This is a genomic window from Jannaschia sp. R86511 (genome assembly GCF_042466345.1).
In the GTDB taxonomy this organism is placed as follows: domain Bacteria; phylum Actinomycetota; class Actinomycetes; order Actinomycetales; family JBBAYJ01; genus Aquipuribacter.
In genome coordinates this window covers 1,293,993-1,319,465 of record NZ_JAXHCD010000001.1, presented here as the reverse complement: position 1 = coordinate 1,319,465, position 25,473 = coordinate 1,293,993, and the positions used below count along the sequence as shown (strand labels likewise).

Here is a 25,473-nt window from a genome sequence, read left to right as displayed (position 1 = left end):
TTCAGAGGCCGACGACGTCCGCGTGGACGCCGATCTGCTCGAGGTGGTGGGAGATCTCGTCCCGATACACCGGGTTCGTGATGAGCACGAGGGCGACGGCGCGCTCGCCCAGGCTCGCGGGGTCCTGCACCCGGTGACCGGTGCCCGGCAGGTACCGGCCCCACTTGTTCGGGTTCAGGTCGACGACCGTGAGCCGGGCCCCGTCGTCGACCGCGTTGAGGAACGTCACGCCCTTGGCCCCGGCCCCCCACAGCACGAGCTCGTCGGAGTCGTCCGCGCCGATCCGGTCGCGCCAGTGCCGGGTGGTGCTGCGCCACCGCTCGCCGAACGCCGCCAGCAGGGCCAGGTGCTCCGCCACGCCGTCCGGCACGGTGTCGTCCAGGCGGCCGGGACGGGCCTCCACCCACAGGAACTGCCCGCCGAAGGCCGTCCCGGACGCCTCGACGCGCAGCCCGCAGCGGCTCACCAGCGCCTCCAGCGACTGCGCGCTGAAGTACGACACGTGCGGGTAGATCGAGTCCCACATGCCCTCCGGGCCGAAGTTGAACTCGGCCGACGGCACCTCCAGGTAGAACAGCGGGTCCTCCCCCGACGCCTCGTCGCGCAGCGCCCGCAGCATGGTCGCCGGGTCGTCGAGGTGCTCCAGGACGTGCCGGCAGACCAGCAGGTCGTACGGCTCCAGGTGCAGCTCGGGCCGGAAGTAGTCCGGCACCAGGGTCACGCCGTCCACGCGCAGGTCCGGGTCGACGGTGGGGTCGTAGCCGGTGCCGGTGTTGTCGCCCAGGCGCGCCATCGCGGCGAGGAAGTCGCCCTTGCCGGAACCCACCTCGACCACGTGGCTGTCGCGGATGCCGCGCTCGTCCACCAGCCGGTGGGCCAGGTCGTCGGCGAAGCGCTGGAAGGTGGGCGAGTGGTGCAGCGAGTTGTCGTAGTCCACGTCGTAGTCGATGAGCGTGGCGTCGAACGCGTCGTTCTGCACGTGCCCGCAGCGCCGGCACACGTGCAGGTCCAGCTGCCCCCGCACCGAGCCCCGGGCGCCGTCGGCGTCGTCCCACAGCGCCCCGACCAGCGCCGGCGCCGGGCCCAGGTCGACCAGGGGCTCGGTGGCGGGCTGCCCGCAGGCGCGGCAGCTCACAGGCCCTCCAGGGCCACGTCGAGGCCGAGCTCGGTCAGGTCCGCGCCGATCTCGGCCAGGTAGGTCGAGTTCATGGCCACGACCAGCGCCGGCTGCACGTCCAGCAGCTCCTTGGGGGCCACGATCCGGTGCCCGGTGCCGGCCATGAACCGGCCGTGCTTGTGCGGGTTGATGTCCACGGCGCACTCGACCAGCCCGGCGTCCTCGCCCAGCGCGGCCAGGAACGCCACACCCTTGGACCCCGAGCCCCACACCACGGTCCGCCCGCCGGCGGCCGCGACCTCGCGCAGCCGGCCGCGCCAGCGCTCGACCGTGCTGCGGTAGCCCTCGGCGAAGCGGGCGGCCGCCGCGCCGACCTCGGCCGGGGACTCCTCCAGCGGCAGCGGTGCCCCCTGCCCGGGGCCGTCGACGGGGCGGGCCTCCAGCAGCAGGTACTGGTCGTCGTAGGCCGAGCGGACGTCCAGCACCTCGAACCCGGTGCGCCGGAACAGCCGCGCCAACGACCCGGCCGTGAAGTACGAGCAGTGCTCGTAGTAGGTGTCCCAGAACCAGACGTCGTCCAGCACGTGCATGGTGCCCGGCAGCTCGAACAGCACCGCGGTGTCGGTGCGGTCCCCGATGGCCGCCCGCACCGTGCGCATGAACTCCTCGACCGGCCCGATGTGCTCCAGCGTGTGCCGGCACACGACGGCGTCGGCGTGCAGCTCGGGGTGGTCGGCGGGGAAGAAGCCCTGCACCCACGACAGCCCGTCGGACACGTCGTCGGGGACGCGCTCGGGCTTGACGCCCGGGTCGACGCCCACGCCGTGGCCGATCCCGGCGCGGGCCATCTCCCACAGGAACTCGCCCTTGCCGCAGCCGATCTCCACGACGTCCTTGCCCTGCAGGCCGTGGGCGCGCACCCAGCGGTAGGCCAGGTCGGAGATGAACGCGCGGAAGTGGGCCGAGAAGCCCTGCGTCTCCTCGTAGTCCTGGGAGTAGGTGGCCCGGGAGGGGTCGAAGGCCAGGTTGGTGACGAACCCGCAGCCGCCGCACCAGGCCAGCCGCAGGTCGCCCCGCGGGAACGCCAGCGCCGTGTCGCGGTCGTCGACCAGCAGGCAGGAGTTGACGGGCACGCCGGCCACCTCGTGGAACACGTGCAGGTCGACGGACCCGCACGCGGGGCAGACGGGGGCGCTCACGCCAGCACCACGGGACGCGGCACCGGCCGGATGAACCGGCCGCCGCGCGCGGTGTACTCGGCCTGCTGCTCGACGATCTCGTCGGTGAAGTTCCAGGCCAGGATCAGGCAGTAGTCGGGCTGGGTCTCCAGCAGCGCCTCCACCCCGCGCACCGGCAGGTGGACCCCGGGCATGAACGTGCCCTGCTTGTGGGTGTTGCGGTCCACCACGAAGTCCAGCACGTCGGTGCCCAGGCCGACGTAGTTGACCATCGTGCTGCCCTTGGCCGCGGCCCCGTAGGCGGCGATGCTCGCGCCCTCGGCCTTGAGCCCCCTCAGCAGCTCGAGCAGCTCGCTGCGGGTCTGCTCGACCCGCTCGGCGAAGTCCGCGTAGTAGGGGTAGGAGTCCACGCCGCGGGCGTGCTCGTCGGCCAGCATCCGCCGGGCCCGGTCGGTCACGGCCTCGACCTTGCCGATGTGCCAGCGCAGCGTGCCGCCGTGCAGCTCCGGGAAGTACTCGACGTCGTTGAGGTACATGCCGTGCCGGCGCACCAGGGCGTCGACCGCGGTGCAGGAGTAGTAGTAGTAGTGCTCGTGGTAGACGGTGTCGAACTCGCCGTGCTCGATCAGGTCGCTCACCCAGGGGTTCTCGACCGTCGCCAGGCCGTCGTCGGCCAGCAGCTCGGCGATGCCCCCGACGAAGTCGTTGAGCTGCGGCACGTGGGCCATCACGTTGTTGGCGATGATCACGTCGGCGGCGCCGTGCTCGGCCCGCAGCCGGCGGGCCACGTCGACGCCGAAGAACTCCTCGACGGTGGGCACGCCCACCTCGCGCGCCGCGGCGGCCTGGTCCGGCGCGGGGTCGACCCCGAGCACGCGGACGCCGTGGGGCAGGAAGTGCTTGAGCAGGTAGCCGTCGTTGCTGGCCAGCTCCACCGCCAGGTGGTCCGGACCGAGCCCGCGCGAGGCGACCAGGCCGTCGACGTGGGCCTTGCTGTGCGCCAGCAGCATGGGCGAGAACGACGAGAAGTACAGGTAGTTGTCGACGAACAGCTGCTGCGGCGGCACCTCCTCGGTGATCTGCACCAGCGAGCACTGCGGGCAGAACGCGACGTCGAGCGGGAACGTCGGCTCCGGGTCGGTGTCCAGGCTCGCCAGCCGGGCCGGCGTGAGCAGGGCGTCGGCCAGCGGCGTCGTGCCCAGGCTCAGGAACGCCCGCAGGTCCTCGCCCCCGCAGGAGCGGCAGGGGGGCAGGTCAGACACCGGCCACCTCGCCCACCAGCCGCATGTCGGCGTCGACCCGACCCTGCTCCTGCAGCTCCAGCAGGCGCTTGATCCGCTGCAGCCGGGGCCCGGTCAGGTCCTCCAGGCGCAGCCCCGCCTGCAGGTACGTGGCGTACAGCTGCTCGACGCCGGCGCGCACGGTCCACCGTGGCTGGAAGGCGGGCAGCTCGGCCCGGATCAGCGAGCAGTCCACCCGGTAGTTGCGGGTGTCCGGGCTGGCGTCGGGCGAGTACGTCACCCGGGCGCCGGGCACGACGTCGGCGACGATGTCGGCCACCTCGCTCACCCGGTAGTTCTCGCTGCTCATGCCCACGTTGTACGCCTTCAGGTGCACCACGTCACGGGGCGCCTCGAGCACGGCCAGGAACGCCCGGGCGATGTCCTCGATGTGCACCAGCGGGCGCCACGGCGTGCCGTCGCTCTTGATCAGCACCTCGCCGGTGGTCACCGCGTAGCCGGTCAGGTTGTTGACCACCAGGTCGCCGCGCAGCCGGGGCGAGACGCCGAACGCGGTGGCGTTGCGCAGGAACGTCGGGCTGAAGTCGTCGTCGGCCAGCAGGGTCAGGTCCCGCTCGGCCAGCACCTTGGACTCCCCGTACGGCGTGACCGGCTGGAACGCGGCGGTCTCGTCGATGGGCTCGTCGCCGTGCGCGCCGTAGGTGCTGCACGAGGAGCTGAACGCGAACCGCTGCACGCCGGCCGCCTTGGCCACCTCGGCCACGTGGACGGTGGCGAGGTGGTTGACGTCGTAGGTCGTGCCGGGGTTCAGGTCGCCCACCGGGTCGTTGGAGATGCCCGCCAGGTGCACGACGCCGTCGATGCCCGCCAGGTGCTCCGGGCGCAGGTCGCGCACGTCCATGGCGAGCTCGACGTCGGCCCGGTGCTCGTCGGGCAGCAGGGTGCAGCCGGCGAACAGCCCGCTGTCGACCCCGACGACGGTGTGACCGGCCGCCTGGAACAGCGGCACGAGGACCGTGCCGATGTAGCCGTCGTGCCCGGTGACCATGATCCGCATCGTCAGTTCTCCCACGTCTTCCAGGGCGCGTTGCCGCCCTTCCAGAGCTCTTCCAGGATGTGCCGCTCCCGGACGGTGTCCATGCACTGCCAGAAGCCGTGGTGCCGGTAGGCCATCAGCTCGCCGTCCTTGGCCAGGCGCTCCAGCGGCTCCTTCTCGAACTGGGTGTCGTCGCCGTCGATGTAGTCGAAGACCTCGCGCTCGAAGACGAAGAACGCGCCGTTGATCCAGCCCTCGCCGATCTGCGGCTTCTCGGAGAACTCGGTGATCCGGTCCCCCTCGGTGACGATGTGCCCGTAGCGGGCCGGCGGGCGGACCGCGGTCAGGGTGGCGATGCGCCCGTGCTCGCGGTGGAAGGCCAGCAGCGCGTCCAGGTCGACGTCGCTCACGCCGTCGCCCCACGTCACCATGAACGTCTGGTCGTCACCGACCCACGGCGCCATCCGCTTGATCCGGCCGCCGGTGTTCGTGTCCTGGCCGGTGTCCACGACCGTGACCGTCCACGGCTCGCAGGCGTCGCTGCCGTGGTAGTCGACCTGGCCGCGGTGCGGCTGCACCGTGACGTCGGCGGTGAGGGTGGCGTAGTCGACCATCCACCGCTTGATCACCTCGGCCTTGTACCCGGCCGCGATCACGAAGTCGTCGTGACCGTGCGTGAGGTAGTGCCGCATGATGTGCCACAGGATCGGGCGGCCCCCGATCTCGACCATGGGCTTGGGTTTCACCACGGTCTCCTCGGCGAGCCTGCTTCCCAGGCCACCGGCCAGAATCGCCGTCTTCACAAGCCGAGCTCCTCACGCATCCGGGGGACGGACGGGGCCGTCCCACCGCTACAGATCGTGCCACTGCCGGGGCCGGGTCGTCTTCGGTTCGAACGATCTGTCGCCCTGTTGGCCGAGTGCCCCGACCACGTTCGGTCAGGAGAGCGACTAGGCCGGTCCGATACGTGACCCAGGGTGACGGCGTGCGTCAGTACGCCCCCTTGCGTCGCAGCACGACGTCGACCGTGCGCACGAGGATCGACAGGTCGAAGCCCAGCGACCAGTTCTCGACGTAGCGCAGGTCGAGCCGCTTGGACTCCTCCCACGGCAGGTCGGAGCGGCCGTGGACCTGCCACAGCCCCGTGATGCCGGGGGCGACCAGGAGCCGGCGGCGGGTGTCCCGGTCGTACTGCATGACCTCGCTGACCAGGGCCGGGCGCGGGCCGACCAGGGACATCTGCCCCACCAGGACGTTGAGCAGCTGCGGCAGCTCGTCCAGCGAGGTCCGGCGCAGCCAGCGCCCCAGCGGCGTGACCCGGGGGTCGTCGGTCAGCTTGAACAGCGGCCCGGCGGCCTCGTTGCGACCGGCCAGCTCGGCCAGGCGGTCCTCGGCGTCGACGTACATCGAGCGCAGCTTGACCATGCGGAACCGGCTGCCGCCGCGACCCACCCGCTCCTGCAGGAACAGCGCCGGGCCCCGCGAGGTCAGGCGGACCAGCAGCGCCAGCAGCAGCAGGACCGGGATGAGCAGCACCAGCGCGACCAGCGCGCCGCCCCGGTCGGCCAGGCTCTTGAGCCAGCGCCGCGGCCCGTTGAGCTCGGGCGAGCGGACCCGCACCACGGGCAGGCCGCAGAGGGAGTCCACCGTGACGCGGGGACCGACGGCCTCCACCATGGGCGGGGTCAGGGCCAGCTCGATGCCCTCGGCCTGCAACGCCCGCTGCAGGTCGGTGACCGAGCCCAGGTGGTGACCGCCCGAGGGGGCGAGCATGACGACGTCGGCCTGGCTGGACCGGGCCGCGGCGACGACGGCGGTGACGTCGGCCCGGGTGCCGTGGACGTCCAGCAGCACCTCGTCCACCACGGACCAGCCGTGGTACGTGTTCTGGCGCAGCCGGGTGGCCAGTCGGTCGACGTCGGCGCGCTCCCCGACGGTGACCGCCCGGACGCGGACCGTGCCCTCGCGGTTCTGCCGCTGCGCCCGCATCCGGGCCACCCAGCGTCCGGCCAGCGTCAGCCCGAGCCCCAGACCACCGGCCAGCACCACCACCCAGGCGAGCTGCGGCGGCAGGACCAGCCACGACCCGAGCAGGACCGGCAGCCCGGTCATGGCCGCGGCGATCCCGATCCGGTTGATCTCGCCCGAGCCGGCGTAGAGGTACCGGGTCTCGTAGGCCCGGGCCAGGACGAGCATGGCCGACCACAGCGGCACCGACAGCGCCAGCAGCGCCAGGACCAGCGGCGACAGGACCGTGTCGTCACCGGCCGCGGCCCGCAGCAGCAGGGCCCCGGTCGTGGCCGCGACGACGGCGGCCAGGGCGTCCCGGGCCACCAGCACCGGCACGATGGCCCGCGCCGAGGCGGAGCCGGCGCGCTCGAGGACGACCGGCACCGACAGCCGGTCCGCGGTTACCCGCTGGTGGACGGACAGGCCGAGGCCCGCCGACGACGCAATCATCTGATCACTCAACGTGACTTCCTTCCCGCGTGGGCGGGGGCGCCGACCGCGCCTTCGAGATCTGTCCCCGAGGACCGCGCAAGCGTATAGGGGCTGGTCAGCCGTAGTCCCAGAGTTGCCCGAAACTGACCGCAGATTGACTCGGCGTGCGCGGCCAACTACGGGGCGTCAACTACCGAGCGTGACTATTGTCGGGCTCGGGCGCTTTGGCCAGGTTGCGTCCGGGCGGCGGCGAGCACCCGGCCCAGGTCGTCGCCCGCCTGCCAGCCGGCCCGCCAGGTGCTCCGGTTGCGCCACGCCGCGGCCCACGCCGCCCGGTCGGTGCTCGCGCGGCCCCCGGCCGTGCGCGAGCCCACCGGGGCCACGGCGGCCCGCAGCCGCACCCCCAGCTCGAGCAGCAGCACCGCGGCCGGGCCGAAGTGGCGCCGCAGCACCGCGGCCCGCCCGCGCAGCACCAGCTGCAGCCGGAACGCGGCGGCGTCCGGCGCGGGGGCCGCCGAGGCGTCCCGGCCGCGGGCGCGGGAGGAGGCCCCGACGTCGTGGCGGAACTCGGCCTCGCCGCAGACCCGGATCCGGTGCCCGGCCCGGTGCACGCGCAGGCACAGGTCGAGGTCCTCGCCGTACAGCAGCATGTCGTCGTCGAACCCGCCGACCTGGTCCCAGGCCGACCGGCGCAGCAGCATGAACCCGCCGCTGACCGCCCCGACGTCCCGGCCGCGGCCGTCCCAGCCGCCCCCGTTCTCGGGGTCGCTCCAGCGGCGGCCGGGGCGGACCGAGCTCAGCCCGGTGGCGAAGCAGACCAGGGACCACCACGTGGGCCGGTGCCACCAGGAGCGCCGGTCCACCGAGCCGTCCGCCCGCAGCTGCTTGCCGCCGAGCATGGCGGCGCCGGGGTGGTGGGCGGCCTCGGCGAGCAGCGCCCGCAGCGCGTCGGGGGCCACGACGACGTCCGGGTTGCAGAACAGCACGGCGTCGGACGCGACCGCCTCGGCCCCGACGGTGCAGCCCCGCCCGAACCCGTCGTTGACCTGGCGCGCGACGACGGTGGCCTCGGGCGCGACGCGGCGCACCACCGCCAGGCTGTCGTCGTCGGAGTCGTTGTCGACCACGACCAGCCGCACCGGCACGTCGACCCGCCGGGCGGCCTGCTGCAGCGAGACCAGGCAGGCCTCCACGGTCGCGGCGCTGCGGAACGTCACCACCACCACCGACAGGGACGCCGGCGCGGCCTGCTCCGGTCCGGGCGCGGGCGCGGCCTGGGGACCGCGGGCCCGCCAGCGGCCCGCCCCGCGGCGCGCGGCCAGCTTGGCCGCCACCGTGACCCCGGCCCACAGCAGCAGCCCGGGCCAGCGGGTGGGCCGGCGCAGCAGGCCCACGGCCAGCGCGGCCCGGTCGGTGGCCCGTCGGTCGTGCGCGGGCGCGACGCCGGCCGCGGCCAGCTCGGCGTTGCCCGCGAAGACCCGCCGCCGGACGACCAGGACCTCGCGCAGGGTCGGCGCCGGCGTGACGTGGACGGGCGCGTCGACGACCCGGGCCCGCTCGCGCGGCACCAGCGTGGTGGCGAACCGGTCGTCGGCGGTGACGGCGGGGAAGGTGCCGAAGCCGGCCCGGGCCCGCTCGGACAGCGCGTAGGCGCCGCGGCCGGCCAGCTGCTCCTGCACCCACGGCAGCTCGGCCCAGGCCCGGTGATAGAGCCGCGCGGGCCACGAGCAACCGGCCAGGTCGAGCACGCGGGTCGGTACCGCCACGTCGGCCCGGGGCGCGGGGCCGGGGCCGGTCCCCGGGCCCACGGCCCGCAGCATGGCCCGCGCGGCGGCGGCGCTGCAGCGGGTGTCGGCGTCCAGGTACAGCCGCGGGCCGGTGGTCGCCGCCTCGCCGGCCCGGATCGCCCCGACCTTGCCCGGCTCGGGCAGGTCGAGCACGCGCAGGTCGAGCCCGTGCGCGGCGGCCCGTTCCCGGGCCACGGCCACCGTGTCGTCGGTGCTGCCGTTGCTCACCACGACCACGTCGAGCTCGCCGGGCACCCAGCCCTGGGCCAGTGCGTCGATGCACCGGCCGACCCGCTCGCCCTCCTGGTGGGCGGGGACCACGACCGCGCCCAGGCGGACCGGGGCGGCGCCCGCCCGCGGGTCCGCTACGCCGTCATCGCGCACGGACCGACGACCGCCGTCGGGATCGCTTCTGCGCCGGGATGCCGACCACGACCGGGTCCCCGACGCCCAGCACCTGGCGCACGGCCGCGACGTAGTCCACCGCGAACCGGTCCCACGACAGCTCGCCGGTGATGCGCTCGCGGCCCAGCCGGCCCATCTCGGCCCGGCGGGCGGGGTCGTCCAGCAGCAGGTCGATCGCGTCGGCCGCCTCCTGCTCGGTGCGGACGTAGAGCGCGGCGTCCCCGGCCGAGCGGCGGGTCTCGACCAGGTCGCTGGCCACCACCGGCAGCTCGCAGGCCATGTACTCCAGCGTCTTGTTCATGGTCGAGCGCTCGGTGAACGGCGTGCTGGGGTCGGGGGTCACGCCCAGGTCGGCCGCCGACAGCCAGGCCCGCAGCTGCTCGTGGCTCACCCGGCCGGCGAAGTGCACGCAGTCGTCCAGGCCCAGCTCGCGGGACAGCTCCTGCAGCTGGTCCCGGCAGTCCCCGAAGCCCATCAGCACGTACCGGGTGTCGTCGCGGCCGGCGTCGCGGCGCAGCCGGGCCGTGCGCAGCAGCCGGTCCACGCCGTCCTGCGGACCCATCACCCCGACGTAGGCCACCAGGTGCGCGTAGCCGGCGCGGGCGTCGGGCTGCGGGTCGGTGCGGCGGATGATCCGGTGGTCCGGCGTGCTCATCACCACGGTGGTGCGCTCGCGCGGCACCCGGCCGCGGGTCAGGGCGACCTCGCGGTAGCTCTCGTTGGGCGACAGGACGTGCTGGGCGGTGCGGTACGTGGCGCGCTCCAGCAGCAGCAGCGTCCGGTGCAGGCTGCGGTGCAGCAGCGAGCGGGTGCCGAAGCGGTCGACGAACACCTCGGGGCACAGGTCGTGCTGGTCGAACACGAACCGCTTGCCGCGCAGCCGCCACAGCAGGCCGAGCAGCCAGTACGTGTCCGGCGGGTTGCAGGCCTGCAGCAGGTCGAAGCCCTCCTCGCGGTGGGTCCGCCAGGTCAGCCGGGCGGTCAGCAGCCACGCCAGCATGAACTCGCGCAGGTAGCTGAGCACCCCGGCGGTCGCGCCGAGCGCCGGGTAGCTGCGCACGACGACCCCGTCGACCTCCAGCAGGTCGGGCTCGGTGCTGACGCCCTTGGGGCAGACGACCGTCACCCCGATGCCGGCGGCCACGAGCGCCTTGGCCTCGTTCTGCACCCGGCGGTCGAAGGCGTAGTTCATGTTCTGGACCACGACCAGGACCCGGGGGGCACGCCCGGCGGTGGTGGGTGCGGTCACGCGGAGCAGGGACATCCGGTTCCCTTCCGTAGTCGCCACCGCCATGGTGGCCCCACCGTGCTGACAGAAAGTCACGCTAGGCCCTGGATCGGGCCGGTGTCTCGCGTTCTGTGACGGGACTGGCGCATCGGGGGCGCGTGGTGCACGAACTCGGCATCCGTGATCACTCACCGCTACGACCGGCCGCGCCGTAGGCTCGCCCGATGCGTCTGGAACGGGTCTCAGCGTCCTTGACCGAGGTGGAGGTCGACGGCGAGATAGCGATCTATCACCCGGTCACCGACGCCGTCGTGCTCCTGAACCCGTCCGCGTCGGCGATCTGGCGGCTGACGGCCGACGGACCGGTCACCGTCGAGGAGGTGGTGCCGCTGCTGGCCGAGGCCTTCGGCATCGACCCGGCGGAGGCGCGGCGCGGCGTCGCGGCCGGCATCGAGGTGCTGGTGGACGAGCAGCTGCTCCTGGTGGACGCGCCGTGAGCACGGGGGCGGCGACGGCGTCGTTCGCGGCCTACGGCTGCGACCCCGTGACGGTGTCGGGCGAGTCTGCCCTGCTCGCCGAGCTCAGCCGGCTCTGGGCGCCGTTCCTGAGCCCCGGGGCCGGCGCCGAGCCCCCGGTGCCGGTGCCGGACCTGGCCACGGCGGCCGCGGAGGTCAACCGCGCCCTGGTGGCCCGGACGCCCTACCCGGCCGTGCACGCGGGCGTGGTCGCGACCGGTTCCGGTGCCGTCGTCGTGCCGGCGGTGTCCGGGGCCGGCAAGTCGACCATGACGGCCGCGCTGTGCCTGGCCGGGGCCCTCTACCTGTCCGACGAGGCCCTCGTGCTGGACGACGCCGACCCCCGGGCCCCGGTGGCGCTGGCCTACCCCAAGCCGGTCGCCCTGAGCCCGTGGAGCGCCGCCGCCCTGGGGCTGGGCTCGACCGCGGCCCCGACCGGCGACCTGCTGGCCGACGGCAGCCGGGAGCTGCTGTTCGCCCCCGCCGTCCTGGGCGAGGTGTCCGGGCCGGTGCCGGTGGCCCACCTGCTGCTGCCCGAACGGGTCACGGGTGCGCCGTCGCTGCAGCCGCTGCGCCGCATGGAGGGCCTGGCCGCGCTCGTCCGGCTGTCGTTCAACCACTACGTCGACCCGCGCCGGTTCCTGCTGGTCGCGGCCGCCGCCGTCACCGGCGCCCAGGTGTGGCGCGTGCAGGTGGGTGACCCGGCCGCCACCGCGCGGGTGGTGCTCGACACGCTGGGTTGACCGCCGTCCCGCCAGCCGGGTGGCGTGGCGGGTGGGTCCCGTCGCGCCGGTCAAGGTGCCCGGTCCGTCGGTCGTTGCTGGTGGTGACCCCACCACCGAACGGACGGTTGCATGACCCCGCCCCGGCTCCTCCCCCGCGCCGCCGCGCTGGTGCTCGCGACGGTGCTGTGCGCCGTCGGGCCCGCCGCGACCGTCCCCGCACCCGTCCACGGCCCGATCGCGCCGGTCGTGGCCGCCGGGGCTGCCCACGGGAGCGGTCCGGCCGAGGCCCGGTCGGGTGTGACCGTCGCGTCGGGGGGCGACGCCGCCCTCGGTGACGCCGTCGGGACCGGTGACGCCGCCGGGACCGGGGCCGCCGTCGGGGCCGGAGACGCTTTCGGGCCGGTCGCCACCGTCGGGACCGGGGCCGCCGTGGCGCCCGTCGGCGTGTCTGCACCGGGTCGGGCCCTGTCGGGCCCCGCGCGCACCTCTGCCGCCCCCCTCGGGCCGCCGACCCCGGTCGACCCGGCCGGCCCCGTGCCGTCACGTCCGGACGAGCCGGCCCCGGCCGGGCCGACCCCCGCGCCGGCACCCGCTCCCGCACCCGCACCGGCACCGGCACCGGCACCGGCACCGGACGACGACCTGCCGCCGGCGGCGATGGCCGAGCTGTTCATCGACGCCGGGGCGAGCACGGACTCCGTCCACGAGGGCGTGCTGTGGCTGTCGGACCGCTTCGCCGTAGGCGGCACCACGTCGGTGCGCTCCGGCGTCGCGGGCACCGGGTCACCCGGGGTCTACGGCAGCATCCGCACCGGCATGAGCGCCTACCGGATCCCCGTGACCGACGGCCGCTACGACGTCACCCTGCACATGGCCGAGACCTGGTGGGACGCGCCCGGCTCGCGCCGGTTCGACGTGTCCGTGGCCGGCCGGCCGCTGCTGAGCGACTTCGACCTGGTGGCCGAGGCCGGGGGCGCGTTCCGCGCCGTCGAGCGCTCGGTGCGAGCCACGGTGTCGGGCGGGACGCTGGACATCGACTTCTCGGCCCGCGCCGACCGCGCGCTGGTCTCGGCCATCTCGGTGGTGCCCGTGACCGACGGCCCCAGCCTCGACGGACCCGGCAGCGGGCCCGTCGAGGAACCCACGCCCGAGCCGACCCCCACCCCGAGCCCGACCGGCCCGCCCGCCGGCTCGTCGTGGAACGCGCCGACGCTGGTCGACCCGCTCGTCTGGACCCCCTCGCCCACCAACCGGCTCCTACGCGCCCCCGCCGACCGCGACGTCCTCATCCGCTGGCCCGACACCGACCTCGACATCGTCGGCGGCATCGAGATCAACGGCGGCCGCAACATCGTCTCCACCGGCGGCACCATCCGCTTCACCAGACGCCACTTCCCCGCCGGCGCCGACCAGGCCAACAACAACCGCTGCCTGCACATCACCGGCAACAGCACCGCCCAGCGACCCCGCACCATCCACGTCGAAGGCCTCCACTGCGCCGGAGCCTTCGTCTGGGAAGGCATCAACATCGACTCCAAGGCCGAGAAGGGCACCCTCACCGTCCAGCTGCGCGACATCCTCATCGACGGCGTCAACGTCGAGCTGCCCGGCGGCACCGGCAAGCACTACGGCGGCGACGCCCTCCAAGCCTGGAACGGCCCCCACCGACTCCGCATCGACGGCTTCACCGCCCACAACCTCCGCTACCAAGGCCTCTTCCTCCAACCCCACCAGTTCGGCACCGGCACCCTCGGGCAGTGGCAGCTCGACAACATCCACCTCACCGGCCACCGCGACGGCCACGGCTACCTCCTCTGGCTCGCCGGGACGAGGGACGCCGAGCACGCCGTGCCCATCACGACGCAGGGCTTCCGCATCACCCGCGCTCCCGGCAAGGCGTCGACCCAGACCGTCTGGGAGCTCGCCACGTCCTGGCCGGACATCACCGTCGACTGACCGGGGACCGCCCCCTGACCAGGGCCGGGGGGCTGCTCACCCGACCGACCGTTCGTTGCATCAACCATGCACACTTGCGGTAGCGACTCGTGACCGGTTGTAATCACCACGGACAAAAGGGACAACCGGATCGGCCGATCCGGTCACGGCGTCCCCTCGTCGATGCACGTGGTACCAGCGGTCGAAAGCAGACCGGCAGCCCGCCCCCTGACTGTCGAGGTCGTTCATCATGCCCCGCTCCCCCCTGCGCAGCTCCGTCATGCCCTCACGGCCTTCGTCGAGGCGCCCGTCCCCTGCTCGGACCCGTCGTGGCACCGCTGCGCTCGCCACCGTGGTCGGGGCCGTGATGGCCGTCACGGGCACCCTGGCGGCCACGTCCCCCGCGGCCGCCGCGACCCCGACCGTGCGCATCAACGCCGGCGGACCGGCCGCCACGGTGGCCGGCACCGCCTGGCAGGCCGACCGCTGGTCGATCGCCGGGCGCAACGGGTCCACCGGTCACACCGTCACCGGCACGTCGAACCCCCGCCTCTACCAGGCGTACCGGGTCGGGGCCCGGGGCTACGACGTGCCCGTGACCGCCGGCACGTACGACGTCACGCTGCACGCGGCGGAGACCTGGTGGAACGCGTCCGGCAAGCGGCTGTTCTCGGCCACGGCCGAGGGCGTACCCATGTTCCGCGACCTGGACCTGTACCGGGTCGCCGGGCACGACCGGGCGTGGCAGACCACGTCCCGGGTCACCGTCACCGACGGCACGCTGGACCTGGACCTGTCCGCCAGCCGCGACCAAACGCTCGTCGCCGGCATCGAGGTCGTCCCGGTCACGACCACTTCGCCCGCTCCCGCGCCGGCACCCGCACCGACACCTGCACCGACTCCTGCGCCCGCTCCCACCCCGCCGCCCGCGCCGGCCCCCGCACCGGCCCCCACTCCCGCTCCAGCGGGGTCGACCTTCTCCACCAGCACCTTCTGGACCTGGGTCCACGGCCCCGCCACCACCGCGTCCGGACCGGACCAGTTCGGGCAGGCGGTCATCTCCGGCAACAACAGCTGGCGTCGCCACGGCGGGTTCGTCCTGCGTCGCCGCGACGCCGGGCACCAGGTGGTGGCCAGCTTCACCGGCACCAGCTACCAGGTGCTGTCCTACGTGGACGGTCGCAAGACGATGATCGTGGACAAGCCGTTCACCCCGTCCGGGGACGGCCTGGCCCGCGTCGAGCTGCGGGGCAACACGCTGACCGCCACCTGGGACGGGCGGACGGTGTCCACCGACACGCACGCCGCCCTGGGCCGGAGCACGGGTCGCACCACCCAGCCGGCCATCTACCAGGACGGCCCGTCCGTCGTGAGGATGACCGGGGTCAGCACCGGCACGCTCGGCGCCACGACCGCCCCGGCACCGGCACCCGCCCCGGCACCTACCCCCGCACCGGTACCCACGCCGACACCGCCGCCCGCGCCCGCACCGGCCCCGACGCCGAACGCGTCGTGGAACGCGCCGACGCTGGTCGACCCGCTCGTCTGGACCCCCTCGCCCACCAACCGGCTCCTACGCGCCCCCGCCGACCGCGACGTCCTCATCCGCTGGCCCGACACCGACCTCGACATCGTCGGCGGCATCGAGATCAACGGCGGCCGCAACATCGTCTCCACCGGCGGCACCATCCGCTTCACCAGACGCCACTTCCCCGCCGGCGCCGACCAGGCCAACAACAACCGCTGCCTGCACATCACCGGCAACAGCACCGCCCAGCGACCCCGCACCATCCACGTCGAAGGCCTCCACTGCGCCGGAACCTTCGTCTGGGAAGGCATCAACATCGACTCCAAGGCCGAGAAGGGCACCCTCACCGTCCAGCTGCGCGACATCCTCATCGACGGCGTCAACGTCGAGCTGCCCGGCGGCACCGGCAAGCACTACGGCGGCGACGCCCTCCAAGCCTGGAACGGCCCCCACCGACTCCGCATCGACGGCTTCACCGCCCACAACCTCCGCTACCAAGGCCTCTTCCTCCAACCCCACCAGTTCGGCACCGGCACCCTCGGGCAGTGGCAGCTCGACAACATCCACCTCACCGGCCACCGCGACGGCCACGCCTACCTCCTCTGGCTCGCCGGGACCCGCGCCAGCATCCCCATCAGCACCCAGAACCTCCGCGTCACCACCTCGCCGACGAGGACCCCCGCCCAGAGCGTCTGGGAGCTCGCCAGGTCCTGGCCGGACATCACCGTCGACTGACCCGGCCCCCGCGAACCGGGCACCCGGCGTACCGACCAGCGACAGAACACGGGGCCCCGACGGCCACAACGGCCGTCGGGGCCCTGTCGTGTCGCTGGTCGGTGCGCCGAGGGGCGAGGTCCGGCGGCCCCAGGCGGCCCCGGTCGGGCTTCAGCGACGCGACGAGCCCTGCGGTGCGGGCGGCGAGGCCACGGGTCGCCGCGGGGACCCGCGCAGGGCCCGCTCCTCGACCAGGTGCCACGACGCGTACCCGACCCCCAGGCCCAGCACGATGGACACGACCGAGAACAGCCACACGGGCAGGTCGCCGAAGCCGGCGTAGGCCACCAGCAGCTGCTGGACGACGAAGCCGTAGATGTAGGCGCCGTAGCTGGGGTCGCCGAACCGGGTGACGTGGCGGGCGGCGGGCCAGCTGCGGGTGCCCAGGTACAGGACGACCACGGTGGCGCCGGGCACGAGCAGGATCGACAGCGGCGCCTGTACGAGCAGGACGGACGCGAGCACCACGGTCGACAGCAGCGCGCTGCGCCAGCCGGGCCGCCACGGGCTGGCCCGGACGGTCGCGGCGGCGAAGAAGAAGGCCACCAGCTCGACGCGGAGCGCGACCGGGACCAGGGCGCCGTCGACGACGGACCCCGCGATCAGCCGCCAGCCGACCAGGGCGAACACCGTGGTGACGGCCGCGAGCACCTTCCAGCCGCGCAGCCAGCCCAGCGCCCCGGCGATCCCCAGCAGCGTGTAGGCGAGCACCTCGACGCCCAGCGTCCACAGCACGCCGTTGACCTGCGGCAGCGGGTTGTCGTCGAACACGCCGGGCAGGTCGTAGGTGTAGGGGAAGACCAGCAGGTTCCGCAGCAGGAACTCGTAGGTGCCGGGGTCGAGCAGGTACCCGGGACGGGTGCTGACCAGCGGCCCCATGACGAAGGTGACCAGCAGCAGCATGAGCACCAGGGCCGGCAGCAGTCGTCGGGCCCGCTTCTCGGCGAACGCGCGCGGGCGGGGGTCGCCCAGCCAGCTGCCGCAGATCAGGTAGCCGCTGACCACGAAGAACACGACGACGCCGAGACGGCCGATGTTGAACGCGAAGTCGCCGAAGACCAGCAGGTCGGGCTCGACCCCGCCCGGCAGGATGAACGCGTGGCTGACGATGACCATCGACGCCGCGACGATCCTCAGGACGTCGAAGCCCTGAGGGCGCACGACATCGACCCCCGAGCCTGACGACATGACGAACCCTTCCGTGGACGTGTGTGCGGTGCCCGGTGCTGCCCCCGGTTCAGCCGAGGACGAGGGCGCCGCTGCGGCGGCGGGCCAGCGCCTGCTCGGCGACCTCGCGCACCCGGTGCGCGAAGCGGTCCTGGCCGAAGCGGGCGGCGTGCTCCCGGACCAGGGCCGGGTCCAGGTCGGGGAAGTCGCGGAGCGTCGCGGCGACCGCACCGGCCGTCCCCTCCTCGACGAAGACGCCGCTGACGCCCTCGGCGGTCGAGTCCAGGAACCCGCCCGCCCGCAGGACCGCGACGGGCGTGCCGAAGGCGTTGGCCTCGATCGGCGTCAGCCCGAAGTCCTCGCGGGACACCGACACGAGCGCCCGGGCGTTGGCGTACAACCAGCGCAGCTCGGCGTCGGACACCACGCCGAGCCAGCGGACCCGGGGGTCGTCCGGCTCGCCGGAGGGCTGCTGCCCGACCACGGCCACCTGGCCCCCCGCGAGCGCGGTGCCGTCGAGCACGGCACGGGTGTTCTTGTAGCCGCGACCACGGGCCACGGTCAGCCAGAAACCGGGCTCGAGGCCGGCAACCGGCTCCTGGTGGGAGTCGACGTCGATGTACACCGGCGGGTGCACCACCTCGGCCTCGATGCCGTAGACCCGTTCGATCCGGGCCGCGACCGTCGTGGAGTTGGCCAGGTAGGTGTCGACGCGCGCGGCGGAGCGCCGGTCCCAGGCCTCCAGGCCCTTGCGCACGGCGGCCAGGGCGGCCCGCTCACGACGCCGGGGCAGGTAGTCCTCGGTCTGGTAGAGCCAGCGCGCCGGGTTGTGGCAGTACGCCACCAGGGCGGTGTCGTCGGGGATCCGCACCCCGTGGGCGAAGCCCGACGTGCTCGCCACGACCACGTCGGCGGCCGGCACCTCGGTGCGGTCCCACGCCGCCGGCAGCAGGGCCAGCCCGACCCGGGGGTCGCGCCGGACCAGGTGCCACCTCTGCAGCGGCCCGGTGCGCACGTCCGCCGACGCGAAGTCGGGGAAGGTGGCGCCCGGGTTGTGGACGCTGGTCACCAGCGGGGCGCCGGGGAACGCGTCGAGCAGGGCCAGCGCCACCCGCTCGGCCCCGCCCCGCTGGGTGAGGTAGTCGTGCGCGACCGTCACCTTCATGACCTGACCACCCCTTCGTCGGACCTGGCCGCGACGGCCCGGGCGGGACGGTCGCCAGCCAGCGCCCTGCGCATACCGTCGACCTGCTCGGCCCACCGCTTCAGCTGCAGCTCGCGTGCGTCCTCGGCCCGCTGCCGACGCGCGGGGGCGTCCTCGGCCAGCGCGGCCCGCAGCGCCCCGGCCAGGGCCTCGGCGTGGTTGCCGGCGTGGCGGGCGAGCGGGAACACCTCGCGCAGCGTCGGCCAGTCGCTGACGACAAGACCGCGTCGGGCGTAGACGGCCTCGTAGGCCGCCCGCATGACGGACGTGGGCTCGGTGGTGAGGGCGATCACGACGTCGCTGGCCTCGAGCCGACGACGGTAGGCGTCGGGCCCCAGGAAACCGACGAAGCTGACGTTCGCGGGTGCGGACTCCCGCAGCCCGGGCGGGCACTTGGCCAGGTCACCGGTGACGGCCACGTCGACGTCGGGGCACAGGGCGGCCGCAGCCACGACCTCCTCGATGGGCTCGTCGTCGGAGAACACCCCGACCAGCAGCACCTGGGGGCGCGCGTGGGCCGGGGCCGTCTCGCTGACGGTCCAGGCGGGCGGGGCCTCGTGGACGACCAGGCCGTCGGCACCCCAGGTGCGGACCTCCTCGACCCACGAGGTCGTGGTGACCATGACACCGGCCGAGCGACGGGCCAGCCAGCGGTGCACGCGCAGCATCCGCTTGGCCACGGCGTTGCCCTTGACCCCGAAGGAGCTGGTGTGGCTGTCGAGCAGGAACGGCGTACCGGTCAGGGCCGACCAGCCGGCGACCACCAGGCCGGGCACCACCGGGGGGTTGGTGACCGCCACCGCCGCCGGTCGCAGGCGCACCAGGGCCGCGGCGGTCAGGACCACGCTCACCAGGTAGCGCAGCAGCACCAGCCGACGGGCGGACAGGGCGCGGGGGTGCACGTGCACCGCCACCCCGCCCAGGGCGTGAGCCATCTCCTCGGCACGACCGGCGTGCCGTTGCCACGTCACGTGGGCGAAGGGCGCACGGACGCGGGCGGGGCGCAGGTTGGGACGGGTTCGCAGGTGGATGGCGGGACTCCTCGGGTCGAACGGCGAAAGGGTCGTCTTCGTCCCGCAGTGCGATGGCAGTGGGCGAGCATCTCTAGACTAACGAGCAATGACGTCCCCCTCCTCAGGTTCCCCCACATCCGGCCGCCGCAAACCCGCCTTCGTCGCGACCACCGGTGGCCACCTCGTCCAGCTCACCCACCTGGCGCGGGTCCTGGAGCCCGAGCGGCACGAGCGTGGGCTGTGGATCACCCACCGGACGTCGCAGAGCGAGAGCATGATGGCCGGCCGCGACGTCCGCTTCGTGCCCTTCGTCGAGGCCCGCCGTCTCGACCAGGTGCTCACGAGCACACCCCGGCTGCTGCGGCTGCTGCGGCGGGAGGGTGTCGACGTCGTCTACAGCACCGGCGCCGCGGTGTCGCTGGCCGCGCTGCCGCTGGCCCCCCTGGTCGGCACCCGACCGGTGTTCGTCGAGAGCCTGGCCCGCTCCGACGGCCCGTCCGCCGCGGGCCGCGTGCACCAGCGGCTGCCCTGGGTGCGTCGCTACACGCAGTACCCGGAGAACGCCGGCCCCCGGTGGCGGCACGAGTTCAGCCTGCTGGACGGCTTCGCCCTGGGCGAGCCCGCCCCCCGGACGCGGCCCGCCCGCGTCCTGGTGACCGTGGGGACCACCCGGCCGTGGGGCTTCCAGCGGCTGCTGCGCCGCGTCGCGTCGGTCCTGCCCGCGGGCACCGAGGTGGTGTGGCAGACCGGGATCACCGACGTCACCGGTCTCGACCTGCCGGGCACCGTGGTGCCCACGACCAGCGACGAGGAGTTCCAGGCCCACATCGCCCGGGCCGACGTGGTGGTCTCCCACGCCGGGGTCGGCACCTTCGTCCGCTGTCTGGAGGCCGGCAAGGTGCCCGTGCTGGTGCCACGGCGGGCCGAGCACGGCGAGCACATCGACGACCACCAGCTGCAGATCGCCGGGGTCGCCGCCTCGCGAGGACTGGCGGTAGTCCGCGAGGCCGACCAGGTCGACCTGGACGACCTGATTCACGCCGGGTCGCTCCGGGTACTTCCGGTGTCGACAGGGACCGCACCCACGAACGACGACGGAAGGGCCGCATGAGCAGGCCAGACCTCCTGCCCGAGCCGACCACCACCGCCACCTCGCAGGACGCCTCCTGGACCGTCGTCCACGACTTCGCGTTCGACGTCGGCGGCGCCGAACGCGTGACCGCGGCCCTGGCCACCGAGGTGCTCGACGACGCCCCGGTCATGACGTTGGGCGGCGAGCAGGGCCTGCTGGACGACCTCGGCATCGACGACGTCACCATCGCCTACCCGCGCCTGTTCCGCCGGGGCAGCTACCGTCGGGCCAGCCTGCTGCTGCCGGCGCTGCTGCGTACCGCCGCGCCGGTGCAGGGCAACGTGCTCGCGTCGTCCTACGCCTTCAGCCACCACGTGCGGGCCACCGGGCGCAAGGTCGTGTACTGCCACTCCCCGCTGCGTCAGGCGTGGAGCGGTGAGCAGATGTACCTCGACCGGCTGCCCCGCGCGACCCACCGTGCCGCCCGGCTGCCCCTGCGCGCGCTACGGGCCAGCGACCGGCGGGCCGCGGACACCGCCACCGACTACGTCGCCAACTCCACGGTCGTCGCGAAGCGGCTGGAGCGGTTCTACGGGATCGAGGCCGCCGCCGTGGCCTACCCGCCCCCGCACGAGGCCTTCACCCGAGGCCCGGACGAACGCGGCGGCCACTACTTCTGGGCCGGGCGGATCGTCGAGCCCTACAAGAAGCTCACCCCGGTCATCGAGGCGTTCAGGCACCTGGACCGGGAGCTCGTCGTGGCCGGTGACGGCCGCGACGCGGCCCGGTTGCGCGCCACCGCGCCGCCCAACGTCACGTTCATCGGGGCGGTCGGCACCGAGCGGCTGGCCGCGGAGTACCGCCGGGCCCGGGCGCTGCTGTTCCCGAGCGAGGACGACTTCGGCCTGGTCCCGGTCGAGGCGATGTCGTGCGGCACGCCGGTGATCGCCCTCGGCCGGGGCGGGGCCACCGAGACGGTGCTGGACGGCACCTCCGGGGTGCTGTTCGACGAGTCCGACCCGGCGACGATCACCGCCGCCGTCCGACGGTTCGAGTCGCTGGACCTGGACGAGGACGCCGTCGAGGCCCAGGGCCGCCGGTTCGGGCGCGAGCAGTTCGTCCGCACGGTCCGCCAGGTCCTCGCCGCCTGATGCCGGCGGTCGGCCGATGAGCACGCCGCCCGCGTCGGTCAGCGTGGTCGTCCCCACGTACCGTCGCCGCGACCGCCTGGACGAGGTCGTGCGCCCCCTGCTCGCCGACCCGGCCACCCTGGAGGTCGTGGTGGTGGTCGACGGCAGCGACGACGGGTCGCTGGAGCTGCTGCAGACCATGGCCGCGCACGAGCCGCGCGTGGTGCCGCTGGGGACGCCCAACGCCGGCGGGGCCGCGGCCCGGCAGCACGGCATCGACCGGGCTCGCGGGCAGGTGGTCCTGCTGCTGGACGACGACGTGGTCGCCACGCCCGGGATGGTGAGCGGGCACGCCCGGCACCACGCGTCGGCGGCGGACCTGGTGGTCCTGGGCCACATGCCGGTGGCCGTGCCGCCGCGCCGGCACCCCAGCCGGTTCTCGGCCCTGCTGTACGCAGGTGACTACGACGGGATGTGCCGTCGCTACGACGACGACCCCGGGCTGGTGCTCAAGCGGTTGTGGGGCGGCAACGTGTCCTTGCGCCGGGAGTCGCTGCGAGGGGTCCCGTTCGACTCGGGGTCGTTCCGTCGTACCAACCACTCCGACCGCGACTTCGGGCTGCGCTGCGCCGAGGCGGGCCTGCGCGGCCGCTTCGACCGCTCCTTGCTCGCGGCCCACCACTACGACCGGCCGGCCGCGGCGTTCGCGCGGGACGCCCGGAGGCAGGGCGCGGGCCGCTACGGCGTGCACCGCCTGCACGCGGGGCGGCTGCCGCCGTTCACGCTCGCCGACACCGTGGCCGACCTGCCGCGCCCCGTCCGGGCCCTGGTGCAGGCCGACCGGGTCGAGGCGCTGGGGTCCCTGGCCAGGGCCGCTCTGCTGACCCTGACCCGGGTGGCGAACGCCGTCGGGGCCGACCCGGTGGCCACGACCACGGCCCGGCTGCTGCGCCGCCTGGAGCTCCGTCGCGGGGTGCGCGACGCCACGGCCGCGGAAGGCACCGCCCCGAGCCAGGGCTGAGGGTCAACCCCGCAGCGCCGGTCGCCGACCGGCGGACGGGGTACGGCGCGCGACCACGGCGGGAGCCGCGACCGGACCCGCAGCCGCAGCCGCGAAACGGGTGCGCCGCCACGGCTCCCGGGCCAGTGCGGCCCCGGCGAAGGCGAACAGGGCCTGGGACAGCCCCGCGTTGGTGAGGTACGGCCAGACCATGAGGGCCGCGGGCAGGAACAGGACGATGCCGAAGGTGGCCATCGCGGCCGACCGCGCCACGGACGGCGGGCCGTCGTCGGGGCGGGTGTCGTCCGGGGCGCGCGAGTGCCGCCACGCCCGCACCGCGATGGCCCCCACCGCCACCACGGCGGCCAGCACCAGCAGCACCCCACCCCGCAGCACGAACGTCAGGTACTGGTTCTCGGTCGAGCCGAAAACCACGTCGGTGGGCGGGTCGTTGCCCAGACCGGCGACGGCCGCCTCGTCGACCAGCGGCAGGTAGTCCCGCTCCCAGACCAGGAGCCGGTACTCGACCGTCTGCGGCAGCACCCCACCGGCGGTGTACGTGCTCTGCGTCTGCTGCTCCTCCACGCGCTCGGTGAGGACCTGCGGGAACGCGAGGAGGGCGGCCGTGGCGAGCACCAGGGTCATCACCACCCCGCGACGGAACCGGCCGGCCAGCGCCGCCGCGACGAGGAACGCCACCGGCAGCCACAGCAGCAGCGTCACGGTCACGGCCAGGACGAGGGCGGCGAGGTCGACCAGCAGCACCACGACGAGCCAGCCGCGGGGCAGGACGGCCCGGTCGCCGCGCAGCAGCAGGGTGGTCGCCAGCACGACGGGCACCAGCAGGTAGCCGCCCAGGGAGTGCCAGATGGGGAACGGTCCCGTGACGCGGTCGGACTCCAGGCGGGACGCGTCGTCCAGGACGCCGTCGGACGTCAGGTCGACCAGCAGCTGCCCGATGTCCCCCACGTCGAAGTACTGCAGCACGGCGAGCAGGCCCGGCACGACGCTGACCACGAGCATCCAGCGCAGCACGACGACCAGGTCCGCGCCGCTCACGACGCCGCGGGACGCAGCCCACCAGGTCATCAGCAGGAACGTCGGCTGGAGGCCGACGCGCAGCACGCTCTCCAGCTCCGAGCTGCCGTCGGTGGCGTGGAACATCGCGAAGCCCAGGCCCGTCAGCGCCAGCACGACCAGACCGAGGTCGACCCCCGTGGCGGCCCGCCAGCGCCGCGGCCGACTGAGCAGCATGGCCGCGACGCACAGGGCCAGCAGCAGCTCCGACACCTTGAGCGAGGGGACCACCAGCCCGCGGGCCAGGCCGGCGAGGGCGGGGACGAACGCCACCACCACGACGGCCCCGACGACGGGGTTGCGCCACACCGCGACGCCCAGCACCGCGGCGGCGACCAGCACCAGCGGGGCCAGCCAGAGCACCGACGCCGAGGCCCCGACGACCGCTCCGGCCACCGCGGCCCCCGCGACGAGCAGGAGTGCGGGACGGACCCCCGTCACCGCCGTGGCGTCAGGGGGTGGTCGAAGGGCGAGGGCTCCACGTCCCCCGCGACCGCGGGTCCGTGCGCGTCCGGCGAGCCGTCGCCTGCGTCCCCGTCGTCCCCGGCGTCCCCGTCGTCCCCGTCGTCCCCGTCGTCCCCGGCGTCCTGGGACGGTGCGTACGCGCGGTCGTCGGGGGCGTCGGTGGCCCAGCCGACGGGGTCGGCGACCACCGTGGTCGGCGTCTCGTCCGAGGCACGAGCGGGTCGGGTGCGTCGGTGCTCGCGGGGCACCAGCCCGACCACGACCGCCTCGACGGCCAGGTCCTGCAGGGACCGGACGGCGGAGTCCAGGTGCTTGAGCCGGGCACCGACCGGGGTGAGCAGGACGACCACGTCGACCTCCTGCGCCAACCGCTCGGCGGCCCCGTCACCGGCCAGGGTGCCGGCGTCGACCCACTCCACCGCCGTGGGGCGGGCGTGCTCGGGGGCGCGATGCCGCAGCGCGGAGTGCACCCGCTCCAACCGGGCCGTCGCCTCGCGGACGTCGTGCCCGGGCGTCCCGGGCAGACCGAGGACGCCCACGGCGCGCACGTCGCGCGCGGCCCGGACGGCGCGCTCGACCAGGACCTCGGAGCGGGGCCCGTCGTCCAGGTCCGGCGCCGGCAGCACGGGCCAGGCGACCAGCTCGCGGACGTCGGAGTCGTCGCGCACCCTCGGGTCGGCCCGTTCCAGCAGGACCGCGCCGCCGAGCCCGGCGGCCAGCGCCGCCAGGACGCCGAGCACCCAGGCGAGAGGGGCCAGGCCCTGCTGCTCGGAGACCTGCACCTCGCGCAGCGGCTCGACGTTGCCGGGCAGGATGTTCGGCGTGACCGCGGGGGTCTCGGCGAACGCCGCCGTCAGCGCCGCGAAGTAGGCGGTCACCTGTTCCTGCGTCTCGGCCGCGAACGTCACGCGCATGATGGGGCTGTCCGGCACCGGGACCGCCTCCGTGCCGTCGACGACGTCGCCGCCGTCGAGGCCGGTCGCCTCGGCCAGGTGGGCGATGAGGGCCCCGTCCTCGACCAGCAGCGTGGAGTACGACTGCGCGAACCGGTTGGCGTCCTGCGCGGAGTTGGCGCTGCGGGGGTCCACGACACCCGGCGTCCCGGCCACGGTGTTGGGGGGCGGGTCCGCGATCGGGACGACGAAGGTCCCCTCGCCCGCCCAGCTGGTGCTGGCGGTGGCCCGCACGAGCAGGACGGTGGCCAGGCCCGCCACGAGTCCGGCGACGAGCGCGACCACCCAGAATCGGCGCAGCGCGGTTCCCAGGACGTCTCGCGAGGGTCGTGCCTTGGTCATGGTCTCCCGATCGTCGGCCTGGTGTGCTGGCGTCGCCGTGTCCGGGCGGCGGGCCCCGGCCGGCTCGGCCTGGCGGGGCGGTGTGCTCCCGGTCGGGGGCTCGACGGGGGCTGGGTCGGTGCCCAATGGTAACCGGGGG

The 25,473-nt window shown here is 74.4% G+C and carries 20 protein-coding genes; 7 read left to right on the top strand and 13 right to left on the bottom strand.

Annotated elements, in window-relative coordinates:
- Nucleotide 1: 1 nt before the first annotated feature.
- From SJY06_RS06465 to SJY06_RS06430, 8 genes are all read right to left on the bottom strand, one after another.
- Complete coding sequence (locus SJY06_RS06465) at nucleotides 2-1,135, bottom strand: class I SAM-dependent methyltransferase (RefSeq protein WP_380165798.1); 1,134 nt, start codon at nucleotides 1,133-1,135, stop codon at nucleotides 2-4.
- Complete coding sequence (locus tag SJY06_RS06460) at nucleotides 1,132-2,316, bottom strand: class I SAM-dependent methyltransferase (RefSeq protein WP_380165796.1); 1,185 nt, start codon at nucleotides 2,314-2,316, stop codon at nucleotides 1,132-1,134. Before SJY06_RS06460 ends, SJY06_RS06465 begins: the two co-directional genes overlap by 4 nt.
- The gene (locus tag SJY06_RS06455) at nucleotides 2,313-3,557 is read right to left on the bottom strand and encodes a methyltransferase domain-containing protein (protein ID WP_380165794.1); all 1,245 of its coding nucleotides are present in this window, start codon (nucleotides 3,555-3,557) and stop codon (nucleotides 2,313-2,315) included. The genes SJY06_RS06460 and SJY06_RS06455 overlap by 4 nt, the downstream gene beginning before the upstream one ends.
- Entirely contained in the window at nucleotides 3,550-4,608 is a 1,059-nt protein-coding gene (locus SJY06_RS06450; protein WP_380165792.1) for an NAD-dependent epimerase/dehydratase family protein, read from the bottom strand. Before SJY06_RS06450 ends, SJY06_RS06455 begins: the two co-directional genes overlap by 8 nt.
- Complete coding sequence (rfbF, locus tag SJY06_RS06445) at nucleotides 4,596-5,375, bottom strand: glucose-1-phosphate cytidylyltransferase (RefSeq protein ID WP_380165790.1); 780 nt, start codon at nucleotides 5,373-5,375, stop codon at nucleotides 4,596-4,598. The genes SJY06_RS06450 and rfbF overlap by 13 nt, the downstream gene beginning before the upstream one ends.
- A 187-nt stretch (nucleotides 5,376-5,562) precedes the next feature.
- Nucleotides 5,563-7,032, bottom strand: coding sequence for an exopolysaccharide biosynthesis polyprenyl glycosylphosphotransferase (locus SJY06_RS06440; protein WP_380165788.1), 1,470 nt, complete (start codon nucleotides 7,030-7,032; stop codon nucleotides 5,563-5,565).
- A gap of 185 nt (nucleotides 7,033-7,217) precedes the next feature.
- On the bottom strand, nucleotides 7,218-9,185 hold the full coding sequence (locus SJY06_RS06435; RefSeq protein ID WP_380165785.1) for a glycosyltransferase: 1,968 nt from the start codon (nucleotides 9,183-9,185) through the stop codon (nucleotides 7,218-7,220).
- Nucleotides 9,175-10,455 carry a glycosyltransferase family 4 protein gene (locus SJY06_RS06430; protein ID WP_380165783.1) on the bottom strand — a complete coding sequence of 427 codons (1,281 nt, stop codon included), beginning with the start codon at nucleotides 10,453-10,455 and terminating at the stop codon, nucleotides 9,175-9,177. The genes SJY06_RS06435 and SJY06_RS06430 overlap by 11 nt, the downstream gene beginning before the upstream one ends.
- A 203-nt stretch (nucleotides 10,456-10,658) precedes the next feature.
- Here SJY06_RS06430 and SJY06_RS06425 point away from each other — a divergent pair, with 203 nt between their 5' ends.
- From SJY06_RS06425 to SJY06_RS06410, 4 genes are all read left to right on the top strand, one after another.
- Nucleotides 10,659-10,931 carry a PqqD family protein gene (locus SJY06_RS06425; RefSeq protein ID WP_380165781.1) on the top strand — a complete coding sequence of 91 codons (273 nt, stop codon included), beginning with the start codon at nucleotides 10,659-10,661 and terminating at the stop codon, nucleotides 10,929-10,931.
- On the top strand, nucleotides 10,928-11,692 hold the full coding sequence (locus tag SJY06_RS06420) for a hypothetical protein (RefSeq protein ID WP_380165779.1): 765 nt from the start codon (nucleotides 10,928-10,930) through the stop codon (nucleotides 11,690-11,692). Before SJY06_RS06425 ends, SJY06_RS06420 begins: the two co-directional genes overlap by 4 nt.
- A 111-nt stretch (nucleotides 11,693-11,803) precedes the next feature.
- Nucleotides 11,804-13,630, top strand: coding sequence for a malectin domain-containing carbohydrate-binding protein (locus tag SJY06_RS06415; RefSeq protein WP_380165777.1), 1,827 nt, complete (start codon nucleotides 11,804-11,806; stop codon nucleotides 13,628-13,630).
- A 331-nt stretch (nucleotides 13,631-13,961) separates the two neighbouring features.
- Entirely contained in the window at nucleotides 13,962-15,872 is a 1,911-nt protein-coding gene (locus SJY06_RS06410; RefSeq protein ID WP_380165775.1) for a malectin domain-containing carbohydrate-binding protein, read from the top strand.
- A 150-nt stretch (nucleotides 15,873-16,022) separates the two neighbouring features.
- Here the strand turns inward: SJY06_RS06410 and SJY06_RS06405 are convergent, their stop codons facing one another.
- The 3 genes from SJY06_RS06405 to SJY06_RS06395 are packed head-to-tail and all read right to left on the bottom strand — an operon-like array spanning nucleotide 16,023 to nucleotide 19,253.
- A complete protein-coding gene (locus tag SJY06_RS06405; protein WP_380165773.1) occupies nucleotides 16,023-17,099 on the bottom strand; it encodes an acyltransferase family protein in 1,077 nt (358 codons plus the stop codon).
- Between the two features lie 49 nt (nucleotides 17,100-17,148).
- Nucleotides 17,149-18,243 (bottom strand): glycosyltransferase, encoded by a 1,095-nt coding sequence (locus SJY06_RS06400; protein WP_380165771.1) that lies wholly within the window; start codon nucleotides 18,241-18,243, stop codon nucleotides 17,149-17,151.
- Nucleotides 18,240-19,253: a glycosyltransferase gene (locus tag SJY06_RS06395; protein ID WP_380165769.1), complete on the bottom strand. Its 1,014-nt coding sequence runs from the start codon at nucleotides 19,251-19,253 to the stop codon at nucleotides 18,240-18,242. Before SJY06_RS06395 ends, SJY06_RS06400 begins: the two co-directional genes overlap by 4 nt.
- A gap of 148 nt (nucleotides 19,254-19,401) precedes the next feature.
- On the opposite strand from SJY06_RS06395, the gene SJY06_RS06390 reads away from it, so the two are divergent.
- Genes SJY06_RS06390 through SJY06_RS06380 form a run of 3 tightly spaced genes read left to right on the top strand, consistent with a single transcriptional unit; the run spans nucleotide 19,402 to nucleotide 22,518 of the window.
- Nucleotides 19,402-20,406, top strand: a complete 1,005-nt coding sequence (locus SJY06_RS06390; protein WP_380165767.1) for a glycosyltransferase — start codon at nucleotides 19,402-19,404, stop codon at nucleotides 20,404-20,406.
- Nucleotides 20,403-21,518 (top strand): glycosyltransferase, encoded by a 1,116-nt coding sequence (locus SJY06_RS06385; protein ID WP_380165765.1) that lies wholly within the window; start codon nucleotides 20,403-20,405, stop codon nucleotides 21,516-21,518. Before SJY06_RS06390 ends, SJY06_RS06385 begins: the two co-directional genes overlap by 4 nt.
- Nucleotides 21,519-21,534: 16 nt before the next feature.
- Nucleotides 21,535-22,518: a glycosyltransferase gene (locus tag SJY06_RS06380; protein WP_380165763.1), complete on the top strand. Its 984-nt coding sequence runs from the start codon at nucleotides 21,535-21,537 to the stop codon at nucleotides 22,516-22,518.
- 3 nt (nucleotides 22,519-22,521) lie between these two features.
- On the opposite strand, the gene SJY06_RS06375 is transcribed toward SJY06_RS06380, so the two are convergent.
- Together SJY06_RS06375 and SJY06_RS06370 are read right to left on the bottom strand one after the other, a co-directional pair.
- The gene (locus tag SJY06_RS06375; RefSeq protein ID WP_380165761.1) at nucleotides 22,522-24,015 is read right to left on the bottom strand and encodes a hypothetical protein; all 1,494 of its coding nucleotides are present in this window, start codon (nucleotides 24,013-24,015) and stop codon (nucleotides 22,522-22,524) included.
- Nucleotides 24,012-25,334 (bottom strand): hypothetical protein, encoded by a 1,323-nt coding sequence (locus SJY06_RS06370; protein ID WP_380165759.1) that lies wholly within the window; start codon nucleotides 25,332-25,334, stop codon nucleotides 24,012-24,014. The genes SJY06_RS06375 and SJY06_RS06370 overlap by 4 nt, the downstream gene beginning before the upstream one ends.
- Nucleotides 25,335-25,473 lie beyond the last annotated feature (139 nt).